Source organism: Pseudonocardia xishanensis (assembly GCF_039541715.1).
Classification (GTDB): Bacteria; Actinomycetota; Actinomycetes; order Mycobacteriales; family Pseudonocardiaceae; genus Pseudonocardia; species Pseudonocardia xishanensis.
In genome coordinates, this window is record NZ_BAABGT010000027.1 from 114269 (window position 1) to 126937 (window position 12669).

12 protein-coding genes are annotated in these 12669 nt (G+C 73.6%); 4 read left to right on the top strand and 8 right to left on the bottom strand.

Annotated features, from left to right (window positions below; all coding sequences use genetic code 11):
* Positions 1-2: 2 nt before the first annotated feature.
* The gene (locus tag ABD993_RS10200) at positions 3-134 is read left to right on the top strand and encodes a hypothetical protein (RefSeq protein ID WP_345415054.1); all 132 of its coding nucleotides are present in this window, start codon (positions 3-5) and stop codon (positions 132-134) included.
* A gap of 22 nt (positions 135-156) precedes the next feature.
* On the opposite strand, the gene ABD993_RS10205 is transcribed toward ABD993_RS10200, so the two are convergent.
* From ABD993_RS10205 to ABD993_RS10215, 3 genes are all read right to left on the bottom strand, one after another.
* Positions 157-702, bottom strand: a complete 546-nt coding sequence (locus ABD993_RS10205; RefSeq protein ID WP_345415056.1) for a beta-class carbonic anhydrase — start codon at positions 700-702, stop codon at positions 157-159.
* A gap of 174 nt (positions 703-876) precedes the next feature.
* Positions 877-1929, bottom strand: a complete 1053-nt coding sequence (locus tag ABD993_RS10210; RefSeq protein ID WP_345415058.1) for an aspartate-semialdehyde dehydrogenase — start codon at positions 1927-1929, stop codon at positions 877-879.
* The gene (locus ABD993_RS10215; protein ID WP_345415060.1) at positions 1929-3197 is read right to left on the bottom strand and encodes an aspartate kinase; all 1269 of its coding nucleotides are present in this window, start codon (positions 3195-3197) and stop codon (positions 1929-1931) included. Before ABD993_RS10215 ends, ABD993_RS10210 begins: the two co-directional genes overlap by 1 nt.
* Positions 3198-3395: 198 nt before the next feature.
* Between ABD993_RS10215 and ABD993_RS10220 the strand changes: the two genes are divergently transcribed.
* A complete protein-coding gene (locus tag ABD993_RS10220) occupies positions 3396-4538 on the top strand; it encodes a hypothetical protein (RefSeq protein WP_345415062.1) in 1143 nt (380 codons plus the stop codon).
* 59 nt (positions 4539-4597) lie between these two features.
* On the opposite strand, the gene ABD993_RS10225 is transcribed toward ABD993_RS10220, so the two are convergent.
* Positions 4598-4900, bottom strand: a complete 303-nt coding sequence (locus ABD993_RS10225) for a hypothetical protein (RefSeq protein ID WP_345415064.1) — start codon at positions 4898-4900, stop codon at positions 4598-4600.
* Positions 4901-5152: 252 nt separating this feature from the next.
* Between ABD993_RS10225 and leuA the strand changes: the two genes are divergently transcribed.
* Positions 5153-6949: a 2-isopropylmalate synthase gene (gene leuA, locus ABD993_RS10230; RefSeq protein ID WP_345415066.1), complete on the top strand. Its 1797-nt coding sequence runs from the start codon at positions 5153-5155 to the stop codon at positions 6947-6949.
* Here leuA and ABD993_RS10235 read toward each other — a convergent pair.
* Together ABD993_RS10235 and ABD993_RS10240 are read right to left on the bottom strand one after the other, a co-directional pair.
* On the bottom strand, positions 6930-7538 hold the full coding sequence (locus ABD993_RS10235; protein WP_345415068.1) for a hypothetical protein: 609 nt from the start codon (positions 7536-7538) through the stop codon (positions 6930-6932). The two genes, leuA and ABD993_RS10235, sit on opposite strands and share 20 nt — an antisense overlap.
* Before the next feature lie 9 nt (positions 7539-7547).
* Entirely contained in the window at positions 7548-8906 is a 1359-nt protein-coding gene (locus ABD993_RS10240; protein WP_345415070.1) for a S8 family serine peptidase, read from the bottom strand.
* Positions 8907-8989: 83 nt separating this feature from the next.
* Between ABD993_RS10240 and ABD993_RS10245 the strand changes: the two genes are divergently transcribed.
* Positions 8990-11659 carry a CHAT domain-containing protein gene (locus tag ABD993_RS10245; protein WP_345415072.1) on the top strand — a complete coding sequence of 890 codons (2670 nt, stop codon included), beginning with the start codon at positions 8990-8992 and terminating at the stop codon, positions 11657-11659.
* Here ABD993_RS10245 and ABD993_RS10250 read toward each other — a convergent pair.
* Together ABD993_RS10250 and ABD993_RS10255 are read right to left on the bottom strand one after the other, a co-directional pair.
* Positions 11565-12005 carry a hypothetical protein gene (locus tag ABD993_RS10250; protein WP_345415074.1) on the bottom strand — a complete coding sequence of 147 codons (441 nt, stop codon included), beginning with the start codon at positions 12003-12005 and terminating at the stop codon, positions 11565-11567. The genes ABD993_RS10245 and ABD993_RS10250 overlap by 95 nt on opposite strands.
* Positions 11998-12546: an RNA polymerase sigma factor gene (locus ABD993_RS10255; RefSeq protein WP_345415078.1), complete on the bottom strand. Its 549-nt coding sequence runs from the start codon at positions 12544-12546 to the stop codon at positions 11998-12000. Before ABD993_RS10255 ends, ABD993_RS10250 begins: the two co-directional genes overlap by 8 nt.
* Between the last annotated feature and the right edge of the window lie 123 nt (positions 12547-12669).

Consider the following 12669-nt stretch of genomic DNA (forward strand, 5'->3'; position numbering starts at 1 on the left):
ACATGGTGATCCCGGTGCTGCAGCAGCGTGGCCGCTACAAGACCGAGTACGCCCTCGGCACCTTCCGCGAGAAGCTCTTCGGCGGAGACGCTCGCATGCCCGCCGAGCCCATGGCGGGCGGCTTCCGCCGGTGAGCCGTCGAGCCCGGCGGCCCGCTCAGGCCCGCGCGGGCTCCGCGGCGGCCGCCTCGTCCGAGCCGTCGCCGACGAAGATCTCGTCGAGGACGAACGACTCGATGTCGAGGACGAACCCTCGGACCCGCGTCTCGGGGTGCAGGAAGGGATCGTGACGCAGCTGCGCGAGGTCGCGACGCACACTGGTCGCGACGTCCCGGAAGGCGTGCGTACGCCAGGACGGCCGCATCCCGGTCTCCTCGGCGAGCGACTCGGTGAAGTCGTCGTCGGTGAACGTGGCGAGGCCACAACCGCTGTGCTGCACCAGGAGCACGTCGCGGGTGTGCAGCTTGCGCTGGCTGATCGACAGCGACCGGATCACGTCGTCGGTCACGACACCGCCCGCGTTCCGCAGCACGTGCACCTCGCCCATCTTCATCCCGAACAACGCGAAGACGTCGATCCGGGAGTCCATGCAGGTGACGACGGCGGTGTGCAGCGCGGGCGGGACTGCCAGCCCTTCGGCGTTCGCGGCGGCGAGGCGGCCGCCGCCTGCCTCGTAGCGCTTCAGCAACTCCTCGTAGCTCACCGGTCCACCTTCCCGGACGACGGCCGGTCCCGGGAAGGCCCGACGCTCGGCTGGGTGGAAGCTCACTCCCCGACACGCCCCCGGACACGCCCCGGACATGCACGAACGGCACTTTCGTGCGGACCTACCGCACGAAAGTGCCGTTCGTGGAGAACCCCGGCGTGAGAACCCCGGTTAGAACTCGCCGGCTATGGTCTCCGCGATCTCGTAGGTGTTCAGCGCGGCGCCCTTGCGCAGGTTGTCGCCGCAGACGAACAGCTCGAGGGTGTTCGGGAAGTCCAGCGCCTGCCGGACCCGCCCGACGTGCGTCGGGTCCTGCCCGACGACGGCGGCGGGGGTCGGCCACACCCCGGCGGCCGGGTCGTCGTCCAGCACGATGGTCGGCTGCTCGGAGAGCACCTTGTGCGCCGCCTCGACGGTGACCTCGCGGGCGAAGGTCGCGTGGACCGACAGCGCGTGCGTGGTGACCACCGGGACACGGACACAGGTCGCGCTCACGCGCAGGTCCGGGATGCCCAGGATCTTGCGGGACTCGTTGCGCACCTTGAGCTCCTCGGACGACCAACCGTCGTCCTTGAGCGAGCCCGCCCACGGCACCACGTTCAGCGCCAACGGCGCGGGGAACGGCGAGTCGTCTCCGAGGTCCGCGACGGCCGCCGCGACGTCTCCCGAGACCGAGCCCACCCCGCGACCCGCCACCGCGGACAGCTCGGCCTGCAGCCGGTCGATGCCGGGCTGCCCCGCGCCGGACGCGGCCTGGTACGAGGCCACGACCAGCGCCTCGAGCCCGAACTCGCGGTGCAGTGCGCCCATCGCCGCCATCATGGACAGCGTGGTGCAGTTGGGGTTCGCGATGATCCCCTTCGGCCGATCCGACGCGTTCGCGGCGTTGACCTCGGGGACCACCAGCGGCACGTCCGGGTCCATCCTGAACGCGCCGGAGTTGTCCACCGCGACCGCGCCGCGGGAGACCGCGATCGGGGCCCACTCGGCGGAGATCTCGTCCGGGACGTCGAACAGGGCGATGTCCACACCGTCGAACACCTCGGGCGCGAGCAGCTGCACCGTGACGTCCTCGCCGCGGATCCGCAGGACCCTGCCCGCGCTCCGGGCCGACGCGACGGGCCGGATCTCGCCCCACGGGACCTCGGGGCGGGCGTTGATGATCTCGATCATGGTGGTGCCGACGGCACCCGTGGCGCCGACGATCGCGAGTACCGGAGCCATTACCGTCCCGTCCCGGCCGCGACGACGGCCTCTTCCTCGGAGTCCAGCTCGAACGCGGCGTGCAGCGCCTGCACCGCGGCGTCCAGCTGGTCCGACCGGCAGATCACCGAGATGCGGATCTCGGAGGTGTTCATGGTCTCGATGTTGATCCCGGCGTCGGACAGCGCCTCGCAGAACTTCGCGGTGACGCCCGGGTGGTTGCGCATGCCCGCGCCGACCAGGGAGACCTTGCCGACCTCGTTGTCGTAGATCAGCTCGGAGTAGCCGATCTGCTCCTTCGAGCGCTCCAGCGCGGCGACGGCGGCGGGCCCGTCCGCCCGCGGCAGCGTGAAGGTGATGTCGGTCTTCTTGTCCGCGGCGTTGGAGATGTTCTGCAGCACCATGTCGATGTTGATCTCGGCATCGGCCACGACACGGAAGATCCGGGCGGCCATGCCGGGGGTGTCCGGCACGCCCGTGACGGTGACCTTGCCCTCGGACCGGTCGTGCGCGACCCCGGTGATGATGGGGTTCTCCAACGGAATCTCCTCGATCGAGCCGGCGACGAGCGTGCCGGGCTTGTCGTTGTAGCTGCTGCGGACGCGCAGCGGGACGTTGTAGCGCCGGGCGTACTCGACCGCGCGCAGGTGCAGCACCTTCGCGCCGCACGCCGCCATCTCGAGCATCTCCTCGTAGGTCACCGTGTCCAGCCTGCGGGCCCTGGGCGCGATGCGGGGGTCGGCCGAGTAGATGCCGTCGACGTCCGTGTAGATCTCGCAGACGTCCGCGTTCAGCGCCGCGGCCAGCGCGACGGCGGTCGTGTCCGAGCCGCCGCGGCCGAGCGTGGTGATGTCCTTCGAGTCCTCGCTCATCCCCTGGAAGCCCGCGACCAGCACGATCTGGCCCTCGGCCAGCGCGTTCTGCAGCCGGTAGGGGTTCACCTCGACGATGCGGGCGTCCCCGTGCTTGCTCGTGGTGAGCATCCCGGCCTGCGAGCCGGTGAACGACCGCGCCTCGGCGCCCAGGGAGTGGATCGCCATCGCGACGAGCGCGTTCGAGATCCGCTCGCCCGCGGTGAGCAGCATGTCCATCTCCCGCGGCGGCGGGGCGCCGGTGGAGACCTGCTCGGCGAGGTCGGTGAGCTCGTCCGTGGTGTCGCCCATGGCGGACACGACCACGACGACGTCGTGACCCTCCTTGCGGGTTCGGACGATGCGCTCCGCGACCTTCTTGATCCGCTCCGCGCTCTCGACCGACGATCCGCCGTACTTCTGCACGACGAGGGCCACTCCGACCTCCTACAGCCTTTGGTTCTCTGTGGTCGGAAGTCGAGGCTACCGGTCCCGAGCTGCGGAGTTAACCTGTTTGACCGATCCCACAGAGGCCGACGCCACGTTTACGCCGTCGGCGTGCCGGGCATCGCGCGAGAACCACTCCGACGGGTGGGAGGGGGCGCGCTCGGCGGCGGGCTCCGCGATCATGAACCGATGATCGTGACGCTCCCGAGCCGGGCGGCGGTCGGCTCGGCGCTGCTGCCGACCGGGCTGTACCTCGGGGTGCGCGCGGTCGGGCTGGCCGTGCTGGCGATGGTCGCGACGGCCCGGGGCACCACCCTGCCCGCCGAGCTCGGGTCCTGGGACGGGCAGTGGTTCCTCGCCCTGGCCACCGGCGGGTACGACGGCGTCCCGGCCGACCTGGTCGACGCCTTCGGCCACCGCTCCGCCGAGACCCCGCTCGCCTTCTTCCCCGGCTACCCCGGGGCGGTGGCCCTGGTCCGACTGCTGACCGGCCTCGCCCCGCTCCCCGGCGCCCTCCTGACGACGCTGCTCGCCGGCGTCGTCGCCGCGCACGGTCTGGCCCGGCTCGGCGAGCTCGTCCCCGGCGGGTCGCGACGGGCCGGGCTGGTGCTGGTCGTGCTGGTCGCGGCGATGCCGATGGGCGTCGTGTTCTCGATGGCCTACTCGGAGGCCCTGTTCTGCGCCTGCACGGTCTGGGCCCTGGTGGCGGTGCTGCGGGAGAACTGGCTGCTCGCCGGGGTGCTGACGGCGCTGGCGGGCGTGGTCCGGCCGACCGCGGCGGCGTTGGTCGTCGCGGTGGTCGGCGCGGCGGTTCTGCACGGGAGCCGTCGCGCCTGGGGCGGGGCCCTGCTCGCCTGCGCGGGGCTCGCAGGCTACGTCGGGTTCGTCGCGCTGCGGTCCGGGTCGCCCACCGGCTGGTTCGCCCTGCAGGCCCGCGGCTGGGGCTCCGCGTTCGACGGCGGGCGGGCCACCCTCGGCTACGCCGCCGACGCGCTGGGTCGCGCCCCGTCGATCATGGGCGTGACGACGGTCGCGGTGCTCCTCGGCGCACTGGCCCTGCTGGTCGTCGCCGTGCGGGAGGCGGTGCGGGGCCTGCTGCCGTGGCCGCTCGTCGTCTTCGCGGCGGGTGTCCTGGTCATGGACCTGGGCAGCGACGGGCTGATGTCGTCCAAGGCGCGCCTGCTCGTCCCGGCCGTCACCCTGCTCGCGGTGCCTGCGCTGGCGCTGGCCCGACTACGCGTCGAGACCCGGGTGTCCGTGCTGGTCGCCGCGGTGTCGGCGAGCGCCTGGTTCGGCGGCTACGCCCTGGCCGTGTGGCCGTACGCGATCTGACGCCGGCACTCTCGACCCGTGGTCGACCCTGCCCGGACTCGCCGAAGGGGTGGTCCGGATCAGCCGATCCGGCGGACCAGCCGCACCACGACGGCGGTGATGATCAGCCAGATGATCGCGGCCGTGCCGTAGTTCAGGGTGACGGCGAGCTTGGGCTCGGCGGGCAGGAACAGGTTGTCCAGGCCGAGGTTGAAGTAGGTCGCGAGGTCCGCGACGAGCATCGTGAGGGCGTTGGCCGGGTTCGCGTCCAACAGGGTCAGCACGATGTGGACGACGAGGATGGCCACGATCAGCCGCCCGATCCAGCTCAGCACCGTCGCCAGCAGGCCAGCTCCGCGACGCACACCCGTTCCGACTGCCATTGTGATCCTCCCCGACACGAGTTACCGGGGAGTATGGCACCGCTCGGGCCTCGGCACCGGACGCCGCGCCGGCCCGAACGAGTGGCGACCGGTTGCCACGGACGGGGGTGGTGGGGTTACAGTCGTCGGCGTGGCACGCCTGCTCCTTCGTCGCCGCGGCGGGGTCTGACCGACCGGCCCCTCGTCGCGGGTTCTGGCGTGCGCCGGTCTCTCTCGGTCACGACAGCAGACTCGGCTTAGGAGCCACCCGCGATGTCCCTCTCCCCCGACGCGTACACCGCCTCGTCGAACTCCAAGATCCGCAAGCCCTCCGTGGCCGCGCCCGCCGACCAGGCGCCGTGGAACACGCAGAAGGGCAGCCATATGCCCTTCGGCCGCTACAAGCCGTTCCACGAGCTGGTCGAGCCCGTATCGCTGCCGGACCGCACCTGGCCGGACACCCGCATCACGAAGGCCCCGCTGTGGTGCGCGGTCGACCTGCGTGACGGCAACCAGGCCCTGATCGACCCGATGAGCCCCACCCGCAAGCGCCGCATGTTCGACCTGCTGGTGCGCATGGGCTACAAGGAGATCGAGGTCGGCTTCCCGGCCGCGTCGCAGACGGACTTCGACTTCGTCCGCGAGATCATCGAGCAGGACGCGATCCCGAGCGACGTCCGCATCCAGGTGCTGACCCAGGCCCGCCCCGAGCTGATCGAGCGGACCTTCGAGGCCTGCGAGGGCGCCCACAGCGCGATCGTCCACCTCTACAACTCCACGTCGGTGCTGCAGCGTCGCGTCGTGTTCCGGCAGGACCGCGCGGGCATCACCAAGATCGCCACGGACGGCGCCGAGCTGGTCCAGCAGATCAGCGAGAAGTACCCGGACACCGACTGGCGCTTCGAGTACTCGCCCGAGTCCTACACCGGCACCGAGCTGGAGTACGCCGTCGAGGTCGTCAACGCGGTCTCCGCGATCTGGCAGCCCACGCCGGAGCGGCCGATGATCGTCAACCTGCCCGCGACCGTCGAGATGGCCACGCCGAACGTCTACGCGGACAGCATCGAGTGGATGCACCGCAACCTGGCCCGGCGGGACGGGATCCTGCTGAGCCTGCACCCGCACAACGACCGCGGCACCGGCGTCGCCGCCGCCGAGCTGGGCTACCAGGCTGGCGCGGACCGCATCGAGGGCTGCCTGTTCGGCAACGGCGAGCGCACCGGCAACGTCGACCTGGTCACCCTGGGCATGAACCTGTTCACCCAGGGCATCGACCCGCAGATCGACTTCTCGGACATCGACGAGATCCGCCGCACCGTCGAGTACTGCAACCAGCTGCCCGTGGCCGAGCGCCACCCGTGGGGCGGCGACCTGGTCTACACGGCCTTCTCGGGCTCGCACCAGGACGCGATCAACAAGGGCTTCGACGCGATGCAGGCGGACGCCGAGGCCGCGGGCCACAGCGTCGACGAGCACCCGTGGGAGGTGCCGTACCTGCCGGTCGACCCGAAGGACATCGGCCGCACGTACGAGGCCGTGATCCGGGTGAACAGCCAGTCCGGCAAGGGCGGCGTCGCCTACATCATGAAGACCGAGCACTCGCTGGACCTGCCGCGGCGGCTCCAGATGGAGTTCTCGAAGGTCGTCCAGGAGGTCACCGACTCCGAGGGCGGCGAGGTCTCGCCCAAGGAGATGCGGGACGTCTTCGAGAACGAGTACCTCACCCGCGAGACCCCGCTCAAGCTGATCCGCCACCGGCTGACCAGCGACGGCGAGGGCCGGGACGAGATCGTCGCGACCGTGCGGGTGGAGAACGACCTGCACGAGATCAGCGGCAGCGGAAACGGCCCCCTCGCGGCGTTCGTGGACGCGCTGGCGGGCATCGGGTTCGACGTCCGCGTCCTCGACTACCACGAGCACGCCATGGGCGGGGGCGACGACGCCCGCGCCGCGGCCTACGTCGAGTGCGCGGTCGAGGACACCGTCCTCTGGGGCGTCGGCATCGACTTCTCGATCGTCGCGGCGTCCTTCAAGGCCCTCGTCTCGGCGATCAACCGCGCGCTGCGCTAGCAGCGGACCTGCCCTCCTGGAAGAACCCGCGCAGGCTCCGCTCGTCGGTGAGCTCGTGGACCGCGCCGAAGCGGGCGTTCCAGAACGCACCGCGGCGCGGCTCCCACGGGCTGACGTAGGCGTACGGCTGCTCGTGCTCGGCATCGCCGGGTGAGACGCCGTAGGTGACCTCGTCCTTCGCGATCGCGAGATCGAAGTGCTCGGGCCACAGCACGGGCTCGCTCTCGCGCGCGAAGCCGCGCAACGCCCGCTCCCCGGTGCCGAACCAGTCGAGGAGCAGGCCGGTGGCCTCCCGGTCGACGACGATCTCGTCGGCCGGGGAGACGCCCGAGTGGTCGGGGTACACCCCCTCCGGCACCCCGGGCTCCACCCCGGCGCGGGCGGCGAGCTCGCGCACCGTCCCGGTGAGCGCCGCCCGGCCCCCGTCCCACACCAGGTCCGCGCCCTCCACCCGCAAGGGCCCCGCGACCTGCCCGAACCCACCCGGCACCACCCGCAGCCGGATGGTCCCGGCCGCCCGGTACTGCGGCCCCGCGAGCACCAGCTCGGCGATCCCGTGCAGCGCTCGTCTCGTCCCTGTGAGATCCACGGAGAATTCCTACAGCCTGTTCACCACCGTGCCCAGGTTGTGCAGCCGCAGCAGCCCCTCCGCGTCGATCACCCGGGCGACGGCGTCGGTCACCGAGATGTCCCGGGACAGTGCTTCCTGGATCAGGACGCCCGCCACGACCGGAGCCGAGAACGAGGTGCCGCTCCACCGGGCCCACCCGGTGAGCTCCCCCATCTCGGTGTCCGCGTCGAACCTGTCCAGGAACGTGCTGACCAGGTCGACGCCCGGCGCACACGCCCGGACCCACGGCCCGTAGTTGGTGAACGGTGCCGGACCGTGCGGGCCGATCGCGCCCACGGAGATCACTCCGGGCAGTGCGGCCGGGTAGGTCCGACGGCAGGTGGCGTCGTTGCCTGCGGAGGCGACCACCGTCCAGCCTCGGCTCCGCGCCCCGGCGATGGCGGCGGCCAGCGCCAGCCCGTCGGTGGTGTCCGGCACGTAGCCGCCGAAGGACAGGTTCAGCACCCCGCCGCGGGCCGGGGGCGCGGGCAGCGCGCTGATGATCTCGGCGATGTCCCCCTCGTCCCCGTCGCCCTCCGGGTGGATGGCGCGGATGACGGCCACCCGGGCCCGCGGCGCGATCCGGCGCACGATGCCCTCGATGAAGCGGCCGTGGCTCGCACACGGGTCGACGCGGTCGTTGCCGTCGGCGTCGGGCACGTCCGCGCCGGTGCTCAGCCCGTTCGGCACCCCGAGCACGCCCGAGTCGTGGTCGGGGCTCGGCTTCCCGGTGTCGATGATCACGACATCGGCCTCCGCAGCGGCCTTGGTCGCCGCGGCCCCCTGCAGCACGTCCCGCACGGCCTTCGCGTCGGCCTCCGACACGCAACGAGCGCTGGTGCGACGCACCCCGGTCGCCTTCTCGGCGCCGGTCGCGTACACCGGGGTCGCGTAGACGGGCGTGGCGTACACCGGGGTCGCGTACACCGGAGTGGCGTAGACGGGGGTGGCGTAGACCGGGGTCGCGTAGACCGGCGATCCCGCGACCCCGCCCGCCGCGGCGGGGTGCGGCTCGCAGCAACCACCGTCGCAGTGGGCGAACAGGACGTGGTTCAGCTGTGCCGGGATCCCGGACGACCGCAGCAGCTCGACGACCACCTCGGGGTCCTCGACGCCGAAGGCCCGCACGATCACGGCTCCCTCGTTGGCGCGCACGCCGTCGCTGAACCGCAGGCTCTCGGAGTCCTGCCGCTCGCGGGAGGCCATGATGCCGCGCGCTCGTTCGACCTGCTCCCCGTCGCCGGTCAGCAGGATCAGCTCGCGCGGCCGGTAGGCCACGCCCTCCGCGCCGGGGGTGAACCGCACTCGGTCCGCCCAGCCCCGCGCCTCGCCCGCAGGTGTCGTCATCGTGCTCCCGTTCGTCGTCCTGAGTGAGGAGAGTCGGCGGAAGGACTCCCTGATGCACCGCCGTCCTGGCAAGCTGCTCGGCGGTGGACGAGCCGACCGTTACCGCGCTGCGGACCCTCGCCGAGCTGCGGCACCGGGATCCGGAGAGCGTCCGCGCGCGCAGTGCGGCGGTCATCGAGGCCGCGCCGCCGGATGCCACAGTCCGGGCCGCGGCCGAATGGGTGCACGGACTCGCCCTGCACGAGCTCGGCCACGCGGGCGCCGCCGTGGCGCACTACCGCGCCGCGGTGCGGGACGGAGACGCCGTGACGACCGCGGCGGCACGGGCGAGCCTGGCGATGTCGCTGCTGGCCGTCGGCGACGCGGCGGGAGCCCGCCGGGAGATCGGCCTCGCACGCCGCGACCCGCCCGCGGCCGCTCTGCGGTACGTCGAGCCGCTCTGGGCCGTCCACCTGCAGCGCACCGGACGGCTCGACGACGCCCTGGTCGTGTTCGACCGGGTCGTACCCCTGCTCGACCGGGAGGGCGACCGGCCCGGGCTCGCCCGCACGCTGCTCAACCGCGGGACCCTGCTCGCCTACCAGGGCCGCTTCGACCGCGCCGTCTCCGACCTGGCCCGGTCCGAGTCGCTCGCCGCGGAGCTCGGCCACGGCCTGCTCTCCGCGATGGCGGCGCACAACCTCGGCTTCACCGAGGGGCGGCGGTTCGCGATCCCCGCCGGCCTCGCCGCCTTCGACCGTGCCCGGGCGGCGTACCGGGCCGTCGGCGACCCGCCGCGGCAGGTGGCCGTGCTCGTCGCCGACCACTGCGAGCTGCTGCTGCACGCGGGGCTCGCCCGGGACGCCCGCGCCGCGGCCCTCGACGCCCTCCGCCCCGGCGCCGCGGAGGTCGACCGGTCGCACGAGACCGAGATCCGGCTGCTCCTCGCCCAGGCGCACCTGCACTGCGGGGACGCGCGGGAGGCCATGGCCGAGGCGGCGCGTGCCGCGGACGGCTTCCGCCGGGACGGCCGACGGCCCTGGGTCGCGCTGGCCCGCTACGTCGAGATCCGGGCCGAGGTCCTGGCCACCGAGGAGGAGCGGCTGCCCGATCCGGCCCTGGTGCGGCGGGCCCGGGACGTGGTCCGCAGGCTCGACGACGGCGGCTGGCCGACCGAGGCGGCCCACGCCCGCGCCCTGCTCGGACGGCTCGCGACAGCGGCGGGCGACGTCCGGTCCGCGCGCAGGCAGCTCGCCTCCGTCGCCGGGCTGCGGGGTCGCGGCGGCGTCGACGTCCGCACCGCGGGCTGGCACGCGCGCGCCCTGCTGCGGCTGGCCGACGGCGACCGCTCCGGCGCGAAGCGGGCGCTGCGCCGCGGGCTGGCCCTGGTCGAGGACCACCGCGCCGCGCTCACGGCCGCCGAGCTGCGGGCCGGAGCGGCGGTCCAGGCCCACGAGCTCGCCCGGCTGGGCCTGCGCCTCGCACTCGCCGACGGGCGGCCGCTCGAGGTCCTGCGATGGGCGGAACGCGGACGGGCCGGGGCCCTGCGGCTCCCGCCGATCGCCCCGCCCTCCGACGACGACCTCACCGCGGCCCTGATCGCCCTGCACGCGGAGCGGGCCGCCGCGGGAGGCGGGACGCGGGTCGCGGCGTTGGAGGCGGAGATCAAGACGCGCACCCTCCGCTCCGGCGGGGCCGGGGGCGGTGCGGCACCGGGACTCGACGTCGCCGCCGCCCGCGCCGCGCTGACCGGCACCTTGGTCGAGTTCGCGGTGCTGGAGCGCCGCGTGCACGCCGTGGTGGTGACCAGGACCTCCGCCCGGCTCGTCGACCTGGGTGCCGTCGAGCCGATGGAGCGGGAGCTCGCGTTCCTCCTCGCCGGGCACCGACGTCGGCTCGCCGGGCGACGCGCGGGCGGCGACGCCGCGGCCGGGCGCCTGGGCGACCTGCTGATCGCCCCACTCGGGCTGGACGCCGACGGCGATCTCGTCGTCGTCCCCGCCGGGATCCTGCACGACCTGCCGTGGGCCGCGCTGCCGCCGCTCTACGGGCGGCGGCTCGTCGTGGCTCCCAGCGCGGACCTGTGGCACCGCCGTCGTCGGCCGCACCGGCCCGCGGGGTCGGTCCTGCTGGTGGCGGGCCCCGGGCTGCCCGGCGCGACGGCCGAGGTGCGGGCGCTGGCGGGCCTGCACCCCGGCGCCCGGACGCTGACCGGCCCCGCGGCGACCGTCGATGCCGTGCTGGCCGCCTTCGGCGACGCCGATCTCGTGCACGTCGCCGCGCACGGTCACTACCGCTCCGACAGCCCGCTGTTCTCGGCGCTGGAGCTGGCCGACCGGTCGCTCACGATGTACGAGCTGGAGAGCGCGGTCGGGGCGCCGCCGACCGTCGTGCTCCCGGCCTGCGACGCGGGCAGGCCCACCGTGCTGACCGGCGACGAGCTCCTGGGGACGACGACGGCGATGCTCGCCCGCGGCGTCCGCTCGGTCGTGGCGCCGGTCCTGCCGGTACCGGACCGCGAGACCGCGGAGCTGATGGTCGAGCTGCACCGGTCGCTCGCGGCGGGGGCGGCCCCGAGCGCCGCACTGGCCGCCGTCGCGCGGGCCGTCGCGGACGATCCCGGCCTGCGCCCGGTGGCGGCGGCCTTCGTGTGCGTGGGTGCGGCCGAGACCGCGGACCTCACACCGCCAGCGGTCCCGTCACCACGACCCGACCGTCGGGCAGCTGCAGCCGCAGCGCCAGCGGTGTCCCTGCCGGGGGCAGCGGGAGGATGAACCGGCCGAGCCCGTCGGCGGTCACGGTGACGCGGGGATCGCTCCCGGTCAGCTCGATCGTCGCCGCGGACGCGGGGTCCAGCTGACCGACCGCCCGGCGGGCCCCGGCGTCGATCTCGAGGACGACGGCCGTGTCCGCCCCCTCGAACGTCACCGACCGGAGCCGGTCGGCGGCGCGGGTGAGGGCGGGCTCCTCGTCGACGAGCGAGTCCTCGACCAGAGCCGCCAGCTCGGCGTCGATCGTCCGCCAGGTGAACAGCCCCTTGGCCGCCTCGGTGACCTCGCGCGGGGCGCGGAGGTCGGGGAAGGCCGCGGCCAGCTCGGCGGCCAGCTCGTCGTCAGTCATGACCGACCTCCTCGGGGAGCAGGGCCCGGAGCCGCTCCAGGCAGCGGGCCCGGGTGGGGCCGATGCTGCCCATCGGCATGTCCAGCATGCTCGCGACCTGGGTGTACGGCAGGGCGAGCACCACCACCAGCTCCAGCAGCCGGGCGCAGCGCTCGGGGAGCTCGCCGAAGGCGCGCCGGACCGTGCGGGCCCGGTCGGTGCTCACGGCCTGCTCCTCGGGGCTCGGCTCGGTCGACTCGGCGTCGAGCGCGTTCTCCGTGGGCAGCTCCTTGGACGCCCGGCGGGCCACCCGCCAGGCCTCGCGCCGTGCCGTGGTCGCCAACCAGCCGCCGAGGGCCTCCGGCTCCCGCAGCTTGGCCAGGTTCTCGACGAGCCGCAGGAACGTCATCTGGACGGCTTCGCCCGCGTCCGCCCGGCCCAGGCCCTGGCGCAGCGCCACCGACCAGACCAGCGACGAGAAGTCCTCGACCAGCCGGTGCCACGCCGACTCGTCGCCGCCGGCCGCGCGGCGCACGACGTCCGCCACGTCCTCCTGCTCCACGCGCGTCCGGTCCTCCCCCGCCACCCCACGTGGCGAGGAGCAACCTAACCGACCGACACTCGCGCATCACAGACCTTCCCGACGTGACCCGCCGTGGAACTGCGCGGGTTCTGACGTCAGGAG